Below are 16,259 nucleotides of genomic sequence, written 5' to 3' on the forward strand. Positions count from 1 at the left end.
TATAAATGACTTCTGTTAACTTTCAACAATGGATTCAGCATCCCGAAACGCTGAATAGGGATACCTTATACGAACTGCGCAACCTTCTTGCGAGGTATCCGTATTTTCAGTCGCTTCGTCTGTTGTATCTGAAGAACTTGTATATTCTCCATGATATTAGTTTCGGTGGAGAACTGCGGAAAGCGGTTCTTTACATTGCAGACAGACGGCAGTTGTTCCAGTTGATTGAAGGTGACCGCTACAATGTGCAGGCACGGAAAAAGGGAGTACCTCTTACGGAGGTACTGAAAGACGAGCCGTCTGTAGACCGCACATTGGCATTGATCGATGCTTTCTTGTCCACAGTACCCGAAGAGGTGACTGCCAAGACCAGCTTCGACTATTCGATGGATTACACCTCTTATCTTTTGGAGGAGACTCTGGACACGGAACAGTCGTCCGAAGAAATGCCCAAACTCAAAGGCTACGAACTGATTGACGACTTTATAGAAAAGAGCGAGAGCGACTCTCCCCTCTGCATGAAACCTTTAAGGGAAGAAATGTCATCTTCCACAACCTCTTCGGACGAGCTCTCCGAATCCGAAGAAGAAACGAAGGAGGAAGAAGAGGAAGATGACAGCTGTTTTACGGAAACTTTGGCAAAAATCTATGTTAAACAGCAACGATATTCAAAAGCTCTTGAAATAATTAAAAAATTAAGCTTGAAATATCCAAAAAAAAATGCTTACTTTGCAGACCAAATCAGATTTTTGGAGAAATTGATTATTAACGCTAATTCAAAATAACTAAAAATGTACTTATTATTCGTTATCTTAATGGTTATTGCAGCCTTGTTGATGTGTTTCATCGTGCTGATTCAGAACTCAAAAGGAGGCGGACTTGCTTCTGGTTTCTCTTCATCTAACGCCATCATGGGCGTGCGCAAGACTACAGACTTTCTGGAAAAAGCAACATGGGGCCTGGCCATCTTTATGGTTGTAATGAGCATTGCTACTGCTTATGTAGTTCCTCGTTCTGCTGTTGTTAAAGACGCAGTGTTGGAACAGGCACAGAAAGAACAACAGACTAACCCGTATAACTTACCCGCAGGTACGGCTGCGCCGCAAACTGAAGCTCCTGCTACCAATGCACCTGCTACAGAAACTCCGGCACCGGCTGAAACTCCTGCTCCTAAAGCAGAGTAATTTGCTCCGCCGTCAGGTAAGGCTTTGGGATAAAACCATTTAAGGGAAGGTGCAGACGGATGCTGCATTTCTTTGATATTTAAGTGCGGATTACGCAGATTACACGGATTTTCAATGTTCCGAGTGGTCAGTGTAATCCGCACTTAACTTTTTCTTGTAAAAAGAATCTCTTTGTGATAGAAACAAACGAGATTTAACTACCTTTGTTGGCTGTATAAGATTATTAACTACTTTTTAAATATAACAATGACAGAACATTTGAAACAGAAACTGAATGACTCCCCCGTACTCCGATGGAGTGTTCTAGCATTGGTCGCATTTACTATGCTATGCGGCTATTTCCTCACCGACGTAATGTCTCCTCTAAAACCCATGCTTGAGAAAGAACTATTATGGGATAGTCTTGATTATGGATTCTTCACAAGCGCTTACGGTTGGTTTAACGTATTCTTGTTGATGCTGATCTTCGGTGGTATCATTTTGGACAAAATGGGAGTTCGTTTCACCGGAATGGGAGCTTGCTTATTGATGGTGTTTGGTTGTGGATTGAAATACTATGCGATTTCTACTACTTTTCCGGAAGGTGCCATGCTCTTCGGATTCAAAACACAGGTGACGTTGGCTGCATTGGGATATGCTATCTTTGGTGTAGGTGTGGAGATTGCTGGTATCACTGTTTCCAAGATTATAGTGAAATGGTTCAAGGGCAAGGAAATGGCATTGGCTATGGGACTTGAAATGGCTACGGCACGTATCGGAACAACTCTGGCGATGGTATTGACAGTTCCTTTGGCAGACTTCTTCGGATATACGGACGAGGGTGGTGCATTCCATACCAATATTCCTGCTCCTATTCTGTTTTGTCTGATTATGCTGTGTGTAGGTACCATTGCTTTCTTCCTTTATACTTTCTACGATAAGAAATTGGATGCTTCTTTGGATGCAGAAGGCTTGGAACCGGAAGAACCGTTCCGTATGAAAGACATTGTGTATATCATCACAAATAAAGGATTCTGGTTGATCGCATTACTATGCGTATTGTTCTACTCGGCAGTATTCCCCTTTATCAAATATGCTGCCGACTTGATGGTGCAGAAATATAATGTAGATCCTAAACTGGCGGGAACGATTCCCGGATTGTTGCCGATTGGTGCAATTATCCTGACTCCGTTGTTCGGTTCGTTATATGACCGTATCGGCAAGGGAGCCACATTGATGGTGATCGGATCATTGATGCTAATTTTTGTACATACCATGTTTGCCCTGCCTATACTGAATATATGGTGGTTTGCTACTATTATAATGATTATATTGGGATTTGCTTTCTCACTGGTGCCTTCGGCTATGTGGCCTTCTGTTCCGAAGATTATTCCGGAAAAACAGCTGGGTACTGCTTACGCTTTGATTTTCTGGGTACAGAACTGGGGACTGATGGGTGTTCCTTTGTTAATCGGATGGGTATTGAATACTTATTGCAAAGGTCCGGTGGTAGACGGTGCACAGACTTATGATTACACATTGCCGATGACTATTTTTGCTCTCTTTGGTGTACTTGCTCTGATTGTTGCTTTGATGTTGAAAGCAGAGAACAAGAAGAAAGGATATGGTTTGGAAGAGGCAAATATCCAGAAGTAACAGTTACAATTCGAAGTAACGTTATAAATCCGAGAGTATAAGGTTTGAAAATAAAAGAGGGTTAGTATTAATGCTCTGAAATAAAAAAAAAGAATTATGGCTGCCAAAGAGAAAATCAACCTGTTAGAGGTCATTCCCTGTCGCAGTGAACATATTACAGCAGAAAGGGAAGGGGAGACGATTGTGCTCTCCTTTCCCCGTTTTAAATATCCGTGGATGCAACGCTTCCTTGTACCGGCAGGAATGTCGAAAGAACTTCATGTGCGATTGGAAGAACACGGTACGGCTGTATGGGAACTGATAGATGGAAAACGTACTGTTCGTGAAATCATAGAAGAACTCGCAGATCATTTTCAAAATGAAGCGGGATACGAGTCTCGTGTATCGGCTTATCTTTCTCAAATGCAGAAAGATGGGTTTATAAAACTTTTTATTAATTGACTTAATCAGATGATAGGTGATAAATGATAGTTACTATGCGGCATAATAGCTAGTTATATGATAGTGCAGCCTCCTAAGGAGGTTTATCAAATATCCCGTTTAAAGATATGAAAAAAGGCAACTGATTCGTAATGATGTAGTTGCCTTTTTAGTATTTTGAGAATATCTTTAGTTACTTATATTTCTTATTTACTGAATATCCCTTATCATTTAGGAAGCATCTCCCATCTATCATTTATCACCTATCATCTAATAAATTATCTAATTAAGGAAAATAGCCCAGAATATGACAGCAGTTGCAATGAGGACTCCCATAATAATAAGCGTCCCCCAAACGAAATAATTGCTGTCCTTTTCTTTCTTTTTCTCCGAGTCGTTGATGATACGTCCCATTTCCTCGGGAGTGGTGTTGGGCAGTGGATAAGGCTCGTTGGTGCGGTTTAAGTGCTTCAGTTTGTCGTTGGCACGTTCACGGCGTAGACGGGAAGCCTCTCGCCCTTCGCTAAGCCGACGTATCATGTCGAGCATGTGTCCTTCACCACCCATATTCTTTGCCCTTTAGAAGTTTACTATTTGCCTTCTTCTCTATCCACTTTTAACAATCCTCCCGTATTCGGATCAAAATAAACTTTGATTGTAGAATTCTTATTGAATAAGACAGGAGCCAGATATTCTATCACACCGAATTGAGTAATAGGAAGTTCACCTTCGTAAAGTTTCTTTTTACCGTCGGTCAATGTAACCATTGCTTGTCCGGGCACGTTGTAGGCGATTCCATCCAAATCTTTCTTCTTCTTACCGTCTTCCTGTGGAATTTTGACAGATTTCAGGTCTTTCAAGCTGATATAAAACGGAGTTCCTGCCAGATCGTTGTTGGCAACTACACCCAGTTTCTTGGAGAAGCGGAAAGCAACTTCGTTGTTAAATTCCTTGTCCGGAGTAAGACGGACGGTGAATGTCTTCTCTTCCTTATCACGAGTGCCGGAGAACATTTGCGTCATTGCTTCTTCCTGTGCATTCAGATTATCAAGCATAATTTTAAGCTGTGCTCCGTCTGAAGGCATATTGTCAGCTTGTCCGCGCAATAAGGCATTCTTGCTTTCGCGGATGTTATAGATCTCTTTAGCCACCAGTTCAGCCATCTTCGCGGTAGAACTGGCCATCAGAATTTCTTCGGTCAGGAATTCGCGGGGATTCGCTATTTTTGAGAGGACAGTGGGAGCAGGAGCTGCTTTCTTGTCTGAACTGCTTTTGCTGTAAGGCACATTGATGGTTTTCACGATGCCGTCCTCTGTCAGTTCCATGAGTGGTGCTACTGTTTTATCCTTCAATTTTACGAAGTAAGTAGTTTCGCTGTTGGGTACACCTACAGATTTCACTTTCACACTAGCCAGTTCCCAATACTCTTCGGGTTCGGTGGAAACATTGGCCAATCGCAGGTAACGATCAGCGTATTTGCTGAATTCTCCTGGAGTATAGTTGACTTTGTTGGCTTTTATTTCAAGCTCTATTTGGGTTTTGGGAAGACTGTAAACTACTCCGTAATCTTTTCCCCGGGTAACTCCCGTCAGTACTTCGGTTTGTGCATAGGCGGACGTTGCCATCAGTAGTCCCGCTGCTATAATCAACTTTTTCATATTCGGTTCTTTTTAACTGGTTTTGAAAACAAAGTTAATGAAGTTATTGAAAAAACTGTAAGTTCTTAACTTTTATTCGCTTACAAGTCGCCATGCTGTCGGTAGACAGGTGATAATATCGCTTGCGATCATTCCGATCATTCCCTGCTTCTTTTGAGCAACATCGCCCGCCAATCCGTGAATGTAAGTGCCGATTTTAGCAGCTTCTTCGGTTGGATAACCTTGGGCAAGCAGTGCCAGAATTACTCCGGTCAATACGTCACCACTACCTCCGGTTGCCATTCCGGGATTTCCGGTTGGATTGAAGAAACATTTGCCTTCGGGGGTGATGATGGCAGAATAGGCTCCTTTTAAAATAATGTGTACATGAGCGGCACGAGCCAACTCGCAAGCTTTCATCAGACGTTCGTAAGAATCCTGACATTTGCCGGTCAGACGTTCCAGCTCCTTCGGATGTGGGGTGAGGATGGAACCTTTCGGCAGATGTGTAAGTGCGTGGCGGTGGTTGGCTAGGATATTAAGTGCGTCGGCGTCTACTACAACAGGGGCTTGGCAGTGTTCCAGTTGTTCCAGTAGGGCAGCTTCCGTTTCTTCATTTCGTCCCAGTCCCGGGCCGATGCCGACTGCTTGATAATCATCTGTGTCGGTGGGTACGGCAAAACAGGTCTCGTTAGCGTCGGTTTCTACGATTGCTTCGGGTATGGAAGTCTGCAAGATGTCGTTGTTACACATTGGTGCATGAACGGTCAGCAGTCCTACTCCCGAACGGAGGCAGGCACGGGCAGCGAGAGCGGAAGCTCCTGCCATTCCTTTTGAACCGGCTATTAATAGTGCATGACCAAAGTTTCCCTTGTGGGCAAACTGTTTACGTGGTTTGATGAGTGAACGGATATCCTCTATTTCCAACATCTCGTAGTTTGTTTCCGTCTCTTCAATGCCGTCCTCGCTCAATTGGATATCCAATAATTCCCATTCTCCTACAAATTCAGTGTTTTCAGCGAACAGAAAGGCCAGCTTCGGCAGTTGCAGACTGAAGGTAACGTCGGCACGGATAATATTGGTTTTTACGTTGAATGTGTTTTCTTCTCCCATCAGTCCGGAAGGAATGTCAATGGCTACTACCATGGCAGGGGAAGAATTGATGTATTTCACTACGGCAGCGAATCCTCCGTTCAACGGCTTGTTCAGGCCGGAACCGAATAATCCATCAATAACCAGATGATCGGGCGTCAGGACAGGAGGAACGAATTGGGTACTAATTTCGTGGAATGTCACTTCTTCCATCATTTCTACCAGTTCTTTATTAGTCTGGCAGTCGGGCGAAAGCTCTCCCTTTGGGTTGAAGAGATATACTTCGATCTTATACCCTTTTTCAGCCATCATGCGGGCTACGGCAAGAGCGTCTCCGCCATTATTTCCCGGTCCGGCAAAGATGGTGACCGGTGTTTCCATATTCCATCTGTCTGTGATGGCTTTAGTTAATGCGGTTGCTGCACGTTCCATCAGGTCGATTGATGCAATAGGTTCGTTCTCAATAGTATAAGCGTCCAATTTCTTGATACTGCTGCTTGGAAATATTTTCATTGCGATGTTCTTTTAGTTTTCGGATTACAAATGTACATGATTCTTCTGACTTTTCCCGTTTGTTGTGGGAAGAAAACTTATTAATTATAAGGAGATGAGCTGCAGGGAATAGGGAAATAAGTTGTTCCTGACCCATAGCAAAGTTCTTTTCTATGGGTTGCAAAGTTTTTGAGTATAGGAAGAAAACTATAATTGAAACCTTTGATTATATAAATGAAGCTTTCATTTATATAAACGAAAGCTTTGTTTTTATAAATGCAACTTGCATTTATAGATTTGGGTTAGTGAAAGGGAACTTTTCAACGAGTCATTAGTAAGTTTATCATTAATAGAGAGTAACTTTGTTATGAATAGATTAGGCATAATCTGTCCGATTAGGGGGATATCCGCTTTTGAACTATTTAAGTGTTTGATTATTTGCGGTTTCCAATAAAAATATTATCTTTGGGGTAGGTGATGTGTATTGCATCATTTTCCTATGCTCACAATGAATAAGATTATAAATAATAGATTGTTTAATCTTTTAAAGTTTGCATGATGGAAAAGACAAAGATTGGCTTGAATGCCGGAAAAGTATGGCGCATCTTAAATGAAAAAGGTGAACTCTCCATGTTTGATTTGTGCCGTGAATTAAGTTTGACGTTCGAAGATGTAGCTCTTGCTATTGGTTGGCTGGCTAGAGAAAGCAAGGTCTTTTTGAGGAAGAGGGAAGGAATGCTTTTTGCCAGTGTCGAAAATGTCGAATTTACTTTTGGCTAAAGTGGTAAGTAACCTGCATGTAAGATGGATCTCCACTTTGTTATTTACACAGCTAAAAAAAATAATGAAGTGGATCAGTAGGATTTTTTATGCCCATTTTTATTATTCCCCCTATATTCCCGTTTGATAAGAACTTTCTTTTTTTGAAGCATTTAATCTATTTTTCGTACCTTTGCACCCCATAAACTACTAAACACATAAATTCATGAGTGCATTGAAAGGGCATCCGAAAGGCCTTTATCTGATTTTCGCGACAAGCACGGCAGAACGTTTCAGTTACTACGGTATGCGCGCGATCTTTATTCTTTTCCTGACGCAGGCATTATTGTTTGACAAAGAAGCGGCAGCATCCATTTACGGTAGCTATACCGGGTTAGTCTATTTAACTCCTTTGATTGGCGGATACATTGCCGATAAATATTGGGGAATCCGTCGCTCTGTGTTTTGGGGAGCAATGATGATGGCAGTCGGACAATTCCTGATGTTTATGAGTGCCTCTACTTTAGATAATACGGAACTTGCTCACTGGATGATGTATGGCGGACTCGGATTCCTGATCTTGGGAAATGGTTGTTTCAAACCTACCGTTTCTTCTCTCGTTGGTCAACTCTACGAACCGGGAGACAGACGGCTGGATGCTGCATATACCATCTTCTATATGGGAGTGAATGTAGGTTCTTTTGCCGCCCCTTTGATTTGTGGTTATCTGGGCGATACCGGTGACCCGCACGATTTTAAATGGGGATTTCTTGCAGCCGGAATCATGACACTGTTCACTGTTGTACTTTTTGAAACTCAAAAGAATAAATATCTTTTCTCTCCCTCTGGAGAACCAATCGGTATTATCCCCGATGCCAAACGTGAAAAGAAAGAGGATAAAGCCGAGCATATCTCACACCCGAAAATGGATAAGCGTACCAAGTTGCGTAATACCCTTGTAATCACTATTCTTACAGTTGCTTTAATAGCCTTCTTTAATTACGCTTTTGAGGGTGACTGGGTGAGCATCGGTATTTTTACCGCCTGCATTGTTTTCCCTGTCCTCATTCTATTGGATGGCTCATTAACCAAGATCGAACGTAGTCGTATTTTCGTTATCTATATAGTAGCTTTCTTTGTCATTTTCTTCTGGGCGGCTTACGAACAGGCAGGAGCCTCTTTAACTCTCTTTGCCTCCGAACAGACCAATCGTGATATTTTAGGTTGGGAAATGCCAGCTTCGTGGTTTCAATCCTTCAATCCTCTGTTTGTTGTTGTCCTGGCATATATAATGCCGGGTGTGTGGAGTTTCCTCAACAAACGAAAGATGGAACCTGCTTCTCCTACCAAACAAGCGATTGGCTTGTTACTTCTTTCTTTAGGTTATCTTTTCATCTGTTTCGGAGTGAAAGATGCTATCCCCGGAGTGAAGGTAAGCATGATTTGGCTGACAGGACTTTATTTTATTCATACAATGGGTGAAATAGCCTTGTCACCTATCGGACTTTCAATGGTAAATAAGTTGAGTCCGCTACGTTTCGCCTCTTTGATGATGGGAATCTGGTATCTGTCTACTGCCACAGCCAATAAATTTGCAGGCATGTTGAGCGGACTTTATCCGGAAGCCGGAAAAGTGAAATCAATCTTTGGTTATCAGATTGCTACCATGTACGATTTCTTTATGGTATTCGTTGTCATGTCCGGTGTTGCTTCATTGATTCTGTTCCTTCTCTCGAAGAAATTACAGAAGATGATGCACGGGGTAGAATAAAAAATCGTATTTTTGCAAGGTTATTTTTAAAATTACCGGTTATGGATACCATTCAGATAAAAGACAAACAGTTCACTGTTTCTATTAAGGAACAGGATATTCAGAAAGAAGTGATTCGCGTAGCGAACGAAATCAACCGCGACTTGGCAGGTAAGAACCCGCTCTTCCTTAGTGTGTTGAACGGTTCATTTATGTTTACTGCCGACTTGTTGAAGCATATCACCATCCCTTGCGAGATTTCGTTTGTGAAACTGGCTTCTTATCAGGGAGTGACTTCCTCGGGAGTGATTAAGGAAGTGATCGGACTGAATGAAGACATTGCCGGACGTACAGTAGTTATTGTAGAAGATATTGTAGATACCGGGCTAACCATGCAACGCCTGTTGGATACACTGGGTACACGCAACCCTGAAACAATCCATATTGCTTCTCTGCTAGTGAAGCCTGAAAAACTCAAGGTCAATCTGAACATCGAATACGTAGCAATGGAAATCCCGAACGACTTTATTGTAGGTTACGGACTGGATTATGATGGTTTCGGACGCAACTATCCCGATATTTATACAGTAGTAGATTAAACAGTTAATATTAAATAGGTACCAGTTTAAATGGTAAATAGTAAATCGTTAAATTGTAAATAACAAAATGTTGAACATCGTAATTTTCGGTGCTCCGGGTTCAGGAAAAGGAACACAGAGCGAACGTATTGTAGAAAAGTATGGAATCAATCACATCTCAACAGGAGATGTATTGCGTGCTGAAATCAAGAATGGCACAGAACTGGGTAAAACTGCTAAAGGTTACATCGACCAAGGTCAATTGATTCCTGATGAATTAATGATTGATATTCTGGCAAGCGTATTCGACAGCTTCAAAGATAGCAAAGGTGTAATTTTCGACGGTTTCCCAAGAACAATTGCACAAGCTGAAGCATTAAAGAAAATGTTGGCAGAAAGAGGACAGGATGTTTCTGTAATGGTTGACCTGGATGTTCCGGAAGAAGAACTGATGGTACGTCTGATTAAACGTGGTAAGGATTCCGGTCGTGCTGATGATAACGAAGAGACAATCAAAAAACGTCTGCACGTATATCATTCACAGACTGCCCCACTGATCGACTGGTACAAGAACGAAAAGAAATACCAACACATCAACGGCTTGGGTACTATGGAAGGTATCTTTGCTGAAATCTGCGAAGCAGTAGATAAATTGTAATTTAGTAATCTTACTAATTATCAATACACTATTATAAATGAATAAGTCAGTCAGTAGCCGGAGTATTCTACTTAACTACTCTAACTACTGACTACTTTAACTACTTAAAAAGAATATGGCTGAATCGAATTTTGTTGATTACGTAAAGATATACTGTCGCTCGGGTAAGGGCGGAAGAGGCTCTACGCACATGAGGCGCGAGAAATATTGTCCTAACGGAGGTCCCGATGGGGGCGATGGTGGAAGAGGAGGTCATATCATCTTGCGCGGTAACCGTAATTACTGGACATTGCTGCACTTGAAATATGACCGTCACGCAATGGCCGGTCATGGTGAATCGGGGAGCAAAGGACGTAGTTTCGGAAAAGACGGTGCGGATAAAGTAATAGAAGTACCCTGCGGAACGGTCGTTTATAATGCCGAGACCGGGGAATATCTTTGTGACGTAACAGAAGACGGACAGGAAGTGATCTTGCTCAAAGGCGGTCGCGGTGGTCAGGGTAACTGGCATTTCAAGACGGCAACCCGTCAGGCTCCGCGTTTTGCGCAGCCGGGAGAACCGATGCAGGAAATGACCGTTATCATGGAGCTGAAACTGCTTGCCGATGTTGGTCTGGTAGGTTTCCCGAATGCGGGTAAGTCAACTTTGCTTTCTTCTATTTCGGCTGCCAAACCGAAAATTGCAGATTATCCGTTTACTACGCTCGAACCCAATTTGGGTATCGTTTCCTATCACGGTGGAAAGTCTTTCGTGATGGCGGACATACCGGGTATTATCGAGGGAGCCAGTCAGGGTAAAGGCTTGGGACTGCGTTTCCTGCGTCATATCGAGCGCAATTCATTACTGCTGTTTATGGTTCCGGCAGACAGTGACGACATTCGTAAGGAATACGAAGTCTTGCTGAACGAACTGCGTACCTTCAATCCTGAAATGTTGGACAAGCAACGTGTGTTGGCTGTCACCAAGAGCGATATGCTCGATCAGGAATTGATGGACGAAATAGAACCTACATTGCCGGAAGGCATTCCTCACGTATTCATATCTTCTGTTTCCGGTTTGGGTATCTCGGTGTTGAAAGACATTCTTTGGGAAGAACTGAATAAGGAAAGCAATAAGATAGAGGACATCGTTCACCGTCCGAAGGACGTAACCCGTCTGCAACAGGAGCTCAAAGACATGGGCGAAGATGAAGACATCGTTTATGAATATGATGACAATGTTGATGATGATGACGATGATATCGACTATGAATACGAGGAAGAAGATTGGGAAGAAAAATGATTTCACTTACAAAAAATAATGAGTTGAAGGGATATAAGTCACTGGATGTATATCCCGAGGTAGCTCATTTCGTAACAACGCGTCACGAAGGTATAAGCACCGGAGCTTACGGCTCTTTCAACTGTTCGCCTTATACCAACGACTCATGCATGAACGTCAATCGCAATCAGAGCTGGTTGTTTCAGTGCATGAATCATCAGATAAAGGAGTTGTTTATTCCTGAACAGAGCCATGGTTGTGCCAGTCTGATTATCAATGAATCATTTTTTAAAGAGTCATTAGAAATGAGACGGCTACTTTTGCGAGGAATGGATGCCTTGATAACTAATGTGCCGGGGTATTGCGTTTGCGTCACGACGGCGGATTGTGTTCCTGTATTGCTGTACGACAAAAAACAACACGTTGTGGCTGCCGTTCATGCCGGATGGAAAGGAACTGTGAAGCATATTGTCAGTCATGTGATGGATCACTTGAATCAGAAATTCGGGACGCAAGGCGAAGATGTGGTAGCTTGCATCGGGCCGAGCATTTCGCTCGAATCATTTGAAGTAGGTGATGAGGTGTATGATGCTTTTAAAGAAAGCGGTTTCGATATGTCTCTTATTTCTATGAAGAAGAAGGAGACGGGCAAATATCATATTGATTTGTGGGAAGCCAACCGGATTGAATTACTGAATGCCGGAGTGCCTGCAGAACAGATAGAAGTAGCTGGCATCTGTACCTATATTCATCATGATGAATTCTTCTCTGCACGTAGACTGGGAATAGATTCCGGTCGTATCTTGTCGGGAATAATGATTAGAAAGTAATAATTGGTGTCCGTAATTGCAGGACGCTGATGATTAGTTTATGATAAGTTATGTTTGAAATAAAAGTATCTAAAGAAATAAAAGACGCATGCCCGGTTTTCGCCGGAGCCGCCGTGTATGCTGAAGTGAAGAATACTGCTTACAGCGAAGGTCTTTGGCACGAAATCAATGCTTTCACCGAACAACTGACTTCCACTACACAGATGGAAGACATCAAACATCAACCTGTTATCTTTGCTACCCGTGAGGCTTATAAACGTTGTGGCAAAGACCCCGGGCGTTATCGTCCGTCAGCCGAAGCTTTGCGTCGCCGCCTGATGCGCGGAATCCCTTTATATCAAATTGATACATTGGTAGACCTGATTAACCTCGTGTCTCTTCGTACGGGACATTCTATTGGTGGTTTCGATGCGGATAAAATACGAGGTATACACCTTGAACTCGGTATCGGTAAAGCTGGAGAACCGTTTGAAGGTATCGGACGCGGTGTGTTGAATATTGAAGGATTACCCGTATATCGCGATTCATTCGGAGGAATCGGAACCCCGACAAGCGATCACGAACGTACGAAAATGGATCTCGGAACTACTCATATCCTGGCGATAGTCAACGGTTATAATGGGAAAGATGGCTTGAAAGAAGCTGCTGAAATGATTCAGACTTTATTAAGAAACTATGCAGAATCGGATGGAGGCGAAATCATGTTCTTTGAATAATGAGGCTTTCTTCTCCGGCTTGAAAAAGAAAAAATACATGAAAAACATACTTATCTTACTGACTGTTTTATTATTGCCACTGGTTGCCAACGGACAGAATAAATCTTCATTCTCTGCCCGGGAAGTGAGCGATGTTCGAGTAGCTACTCCCGGACTATTTGCTAAAGATAATCACATCTATCTGCGTTTGGACTCTTTGAAAGATCACGAATATGCTTTTCCCTTACCCGGAGGAAAAGTAATCTCTGCTTATGGAACTCGTGGAGGGCATTCGGGAACAGATATTAAAACCTGTGCAAAAGATACGATTCGTGCTGCTTTTGATGGAGTGGTACGTATGGCAAAGCCGTATTATGCCTATGGAAATATAGTTGTCATCCGTCACCCTAACGGATTAGAAACCCTTTATAGCCACAACTTCAAGAATCTGGTTAAAAGCGGTGATATCGTAAAAGCCGGACAACCTATCGCGCTAACCGGGCGTACTGGTCGTGCCACTACCGAACATGTGCATTTCGAAACCCGTATCAACGGAGAACACTTCAATCCGAATCTGATTTTCAACCTGAAAGAGGGAACATTGCGGAAAGAATGTATCAAGTGTACCAGGAATGGAAGTAAAATCGTTGTGAAGACTCACATTCCTGATAACCGGATTGCTCAAAGTCCAAAAGAAGTAAAGCTCCCTTATCCCTTTTTAGACTTACGATACTCTCGTGGTGACATGCCCATTATTTTACTGAATAACCGGGAGAAATAATAGGTATCTTCGATGCCTATTTTATAGCATATCTGATTAATTTTCATATCAGTAGTGTCGAGTAACAGGCAAGCTTGCTGTATCTTTAATAAGTTGAAATAGGTCAATGGACTATGACCTGTTTTCTTTTTAAACAACATCGAAAAGTGAGAAGGAGAATATCCTATCTGATCGGCTATATCTTGCAGGCTAAGATGCTTCTCCATATTTTCCTTCATATAATGAATAGCCAGTTCGCTTATGTTTTCATCATCTGTTGCGTCATTGCCTGCAGCTGCATTACGAAATTGCTGTATATATCGCAATGTCCCCAGATAAAAATGGAACATAGAGAATGCATAACGCAGGTTTTCATTGCTATATCCATTCTTTAAAGTATTAAATATCTCTTCGAATAGATTGATACGTGTGCTGATACGTGAGTGCAATTCAGGTTGAATATCCATCGGACGGCTCGCCTCTTGAGCGTAAAAGGGAGCGAGAATACCTTTAAAGTGTATCCAGTAAATAGTCCATGGTAAGGATTTATTAGAAGCATACGCATGAGGAACTCCCGCCGGAAGAATAAAATATTGATTGGCGGAGACAGTATATTCCTGTTCACCTATGCGGTACCATCCAGCTCCATCTATGCAATAAATGAATACATATTGATTGATAGGCTCGATTCGTTCACGGTAGTGATGCTTGGCTTTCGGGTAATACCCGATGTCAGTGATATGGAGCATAGAGGTCAGAGGATCCTCTTCCATCTTGTCAACGATTATGCGGGGAAGTACTAAAGCTCTTTCACCGGTAAATCCATCTTTTAATTTTACCATAATCTCATAGTATATGATTTTGCTGTTTGGCGCAAATATATAATAATGTATGCAATCTATCAAATAAACAACAAAAAATAAGATTGTCCATCTTTATCGAATGAAATTCTATTTTTTATCCTCTTAACATCCTCTATCTTTGCAATATCAATTAATCAATCTTCTAATGGTATGAAAAGTTATAATAAAAAATTTGTCTATTTTATCTGTTTAGTTTCCGCGATGGGCGGACTGCTTTTCGGCTATGACTGGGTAGTGATAGGAGGAGCGAAGCCTTTCTACGAACTTTATTTTGATATTGCCGATGTACCTGCTATGCAAGGGTTAGCTATGAGCGTAGCTTTACTTGGCTGTTTGATTGGCGCAATGGTAGCAGGTATGATGGCAGACCGTTATGGTCGTAAGCCTCTCTTAATAATTTCCGCTTTCATATTCTTATCTTCAGCTTATGCTACCGGAGCTTTTTCTGTATTTAGCTGGTTTCTCGCTGCCCGTTTTTTGGGAGGTATTGGCATTGGTATTGCTTCAGGACTTTCTCCTATGTATATTGCCGAAGTAGCTCCTACCTCCATCCGGGGAAAGCTTGTCTCATTGAACCAATTAACGATTGTACTAGGTATTTTAGGGGCTCAAATTACTAACTGGCTGATAGCGGATCCTATTCCTGCCGATTTTACTCCTGCTGATATTTGTGCTTCCTGGAATGGGCAGATGGGATGGCGATGGATGTTTTGGGCTGCTGCATTTCCTGCTGCGGTATTCTTACTGTTAGCATGTTTCATTCCTGAAAGTCCTCGTTGGCTGGCTATGAAAGGAAAAGAAGACAGGGCATGGAAAGTGCTTGGGCAAATTGGAGGTGACGATTATGCCGATCAGGAACTTCGTCTGGTAGAAGAAACGAAATCTTCGAAATCGGAAGGTGGATTAAGGTTGTTGTTTAGCCGTCCGTTCCGTAAGGTACTTATTTTAGGTATTATCGTAGCTGTATTCCAACAGTGGTGCGGTACGAACGTAATATTCAATTATGCACAAGAGATATTCCAGTCTGCGGGATATTCATTGGGAGATGTTCTCTTTAATATTGTAGTGACGGGAGTGGCAAATGTAATTTTTACTTTTGTGGCAATTTATACAGTAGATCGTCTGGGACGCCGCGCCTTGATGCTTCTGGGAGCTGGAGGACTGGCTGGTATTTATCTCATTCTCGGCACTTGTTATTTCTTCGAAGTAAGCGGTTTCTTTATGGTGGTGTTGGTAGTTTTAGCTATTGCTTGCTATGCTATGTCATTAGGACCTATCACTTGGGTATTGCTTGCTGAAATTTTCCCGAACCGGGTACGTGCCGTGGCAATGGCAACTTGTACATTTGCTTTATGGGTAGGCAGTTTCACATTAACATATACTTTCCCATTACTAAATAACTTTTTGGGAAGCAGTGGCACATTCTGGATTTATGCAGCGATTTGTGCTGTAGGCTATCTGTTTTTCTTCCGAGCATTGCCCGAGACAAAAGGCAAATCACTGGAAGCTTTGGAGAAGGATTTAATTAAATAAACGATAACGGGTTGGCAAATAAATAAGTAAGTAAATAGGTATTGGGTGACATTATTAATAGGCGGGGAGAAGATAAAATCTCCCTGTCCCCAACCCTTTTTGTCTCTTGATT

Annotated in this window: 17 protein-coding genes; 13 read left to right on the top strand and 4 right to left on the bottom strand. The window is 42.3% G+C overall.

The genetic code is table 11. The annotated features are described in order from the left end of the window. Nucleotides 1-5 precede the first annotated feature (5 nt). From NQ505_RS11900 to NQ505_RS11915, 4 genes are all read left to right on the top strand, one after another. The gene (locus NQ505_RS11900) at nucleotides 6-785 is read left to right on the top strand and encodes a hypothetical protein (RefSeq protein ID WP_009000582.1); all 780 of its coding nucleotides are present in this window, start codon (nucleotides 6-8) and stop codon (nucleotides 783-785) included. 6 nt (nucleotides 786-791) lie between these two features. Beyond that, the gene (secG, locus tag NQ505_RS11905; RefSeq protein ID WP_009000583.1) at nucleotides 792-1,184 is read left to right on the top strand and encodes a preprotein translocase subunit SecG; all 393 of its coding nucleotides are present in this window, start codon (nucleotides 792-794) and stop codon (nucleotides 1,182-1,184) included. 246 nt (nucleotides 1,185-1,430) lie between these two features. Further along, complete coding sequence (locus NQ505_RS11910) at nucleotides 1,431-2,819, top strand: MFS transporter (protein WP_009000584.1); 1,389 nt, start codon at nucleotides 1,431-1,433, stop codon at nucleotides 2,817-2,819. A gap of 96 nt (nucleotides 2,820-2,915) precedes the next feature. Further along, complete coding sequence (locus NQ505_RS11915; protein WP_009000585.1) at nucleotides 2,916-3,260, top strand: PqqD family protein; 345 nt, start codon at nucleotides 2,916-2,918, stop codon at nucleotides 3,258-3,260. A gap of 261 nt (nucleotides 3,261-3,521) precedes the next feature. Here the strand turns inward: NQ505_RS11915 and NQ505_RS11920 are convergent, their stop codons facing one another. The 3 genes from NQ505_RS11920 to NQ505_RS11930 all read right to left on the bottom strand — a co-directional run bounded on the left by NQ505_RS11920 (nucleotide 3,522) and on the right by NQ505_RS11930 (nucleotide 6,481). Further along, nucleotides 3,522-3,806 carry a hypothetical protein gene (locus NQ505_RS11920; protein WP_009000586.1) on the bottom strand — a complete coding sequence of 95 codons (285 nt, stop codon included), beginning with the start codon at nucleotides 3,804-3,806 and terminating at the stop codon, nucleotides 3,522-3,524. Nucleotides 3,807-3,829: 23 nt separating this feature from the next. Further along, a complete protein-coding gene (locus tag NQ505_RS11925; protein ID WP_009000587.1) occupies nucleotides 3,830-4,897 on the bottom strand; it encodes a DUF4831 family protein in 1,068 nt (355 codons plus the stop codon). A 72-nt stretch (nucleotides 4,898-4,969) separates the two neighbouring features. Then, nucleotides 4,970-6,481: a bifunctional ADP-dependent NAD(P)H-hydrate dehydratase/NAD(P)H-hydrate epimerase gene (locus NQ505_RS11930; RefSeq protein WP_009000588.1), complete on the bottom strand. Its 1,512-nt coding sequence runs from the start codon at nucleotides 6,479-6,481 to the stop codon at nucleotides 4,970-4,972. Between the two features lie 534 nt (nucleotides 6,482-7,015). Between NQ505_RS11930 and NQ505_RS11935 the strand changes: the two genes are divergently transcribed. The 8 genes from NQ505_RS11935 (at nucleotide 7,016) to NQ505_RS11970 (ending at nucleotide 13,772) form a co-directional block, all read left to right on the top strand. Continuing rightward, the gene (locus tag NQ505_RS11935) at nucleotides 7,016-7,240 is read left to right on the top strand and encodes a winged helix-turn-helix domain-containing protein (RefSeq protein ID WP_009000589.1); all 225 of its coding nucleotides are present in this window, start codon (nucleotides 7,016-7,018) and stop codon (nucleotides 7,238-7,240) included. A 205-nt stretch (nucleotides 7,241-7,445) separates the two neighbouring features. Beyond that, on the top strand, nucleotides 7,446-8,990 hold the full coding sequence (locus NQ505_RS11940; RefSeq protein ID WP_004304674.1) for a peptide MFS transporter: 1,545 nt from the start codon (nucleotides 7,446-7,448) through the stop codon (nucleotides 8,988-8,990). Between the two features lie 41 nt (nucleotides 8,991-9,031). Next, complete coding sequence (gene hpt, locus NQ505_RS11945; protein WP_009000590.1) at nucleotides 9,032-9,568, top strand: hypoxanthine phosphoribosyltransferase; 537 nt, start codon at nucleotides 9,032-9,034, stop codon at nucleotides 9,566-9,568. Nucleotides 9,569-9,635: 67 nt separating this feature from the next. After that, nucleotides 9,636-10,205: an adenylate kinase gene (locus NQ505_RS11950; RefSeq protein ID WP_004301902.1), complete on the top strand. Its 570-nt coding sequence runs from the start codon at nucleotides 9,636-9,638 to the stop codon at nucleotides 10,203-10,205. Between the two features lie 115 nt (nucleotides 10,206-10,320). Then, nucleotides 10,321-11,487: a GTPase ObgE gene (gene obgE, locus NQ505_RS11955; RefSeq protein ID WP_004304678.1), complete on the top strand. Its 1,167-nt coding sequence runs from the start codon at nucleotides 10,321-10,323 to the stop codon at nucleotides 11,485-11,487. After that, entirely contained in the window at nucleotides 11,484-12,296 is an 813-nt protein-coding gene (gene pgeF / locus NQ505_RS11960; protein ID WP_004301904.1) for a peptidoglycan editing factor PgeF, read from the top strand. Before obgE ends, pgeF begins: the two co-directional genes overlap by 4 nt. 50 nt (nucleotides 12,297-12,346) lie before the next feature. Continuing rightward, nucleotides 12,347-13,012 carry a B3/4 domain-containing protein gene (locus NQ505_RS11965; protein ID WP_009000591.1) on the top strand — a complete coding sequence of 222 codons (666 nt, stop codon included), beginning with the start codon at nucleotides 12,347-12,349 and terminating at the stop codon, nucleotides 13,010-13,012. 37 nt (nucleotides 13,013-13,049) lie between these two features. Further along, nucleotides 13,050-13,772, top strand: coding sequence for a M23 family metallopeptidase (locus tag NQ505_RS11970; protein ID WP_083852348.1), 723 nt, complete (start codon nucleotides 13,050-13,052; stop codon nucleotides 13,770-13,772). Here the strand turns inward: NQ505_RS11970 and NQ505_RS11975 are convergent. Continuing rightward, nucleotides 13,700-14,593 carry an AraC family transcriptional regulator gene (locus NQ505_RS11975; RefSeq protein ID WP_009000593.1) on the bottom strand — a complete coding sequence of 298 codons (894 nt, stop codon included), beginning with the start codon at nucleotides 14,591-14,593 and terminating at the stop codon, nucleotides 13,700-13,702. The two genes, NQ505_RS11970 and NQ505_RS11975, sit on opposite strands and share 73 nt — an antisense overlap. Before the next feature lie 171 nt (nucleotides 14,594-14,764). On the opposite strand from NQ505_RS11975, the gene NQ505_RS11980 reads away from it, so the two are divergent. Continuing rightward, a complete protein-coding gene (locus NQ505_RS11980) occupies nucleotides 14,765-16,147 on the top strand; it encodes a sugar porter family MFS transporter (protein ID WP_009000594.1) in 1,383 nt (460 codons plus the stop codon). Nucleotides 16,148-16,259 lie beyond the last annotated feature (112 nt).

The sequence above is a fragment of the Bacteroides sp. D2 genome (genome assembly GCF_025147085.1).
Taxonomy (GTDB): Bacteria; Bacteroidota; Bacteroidia; order Bacteroidales; family Bacteroidaceae; genus Bacteroides.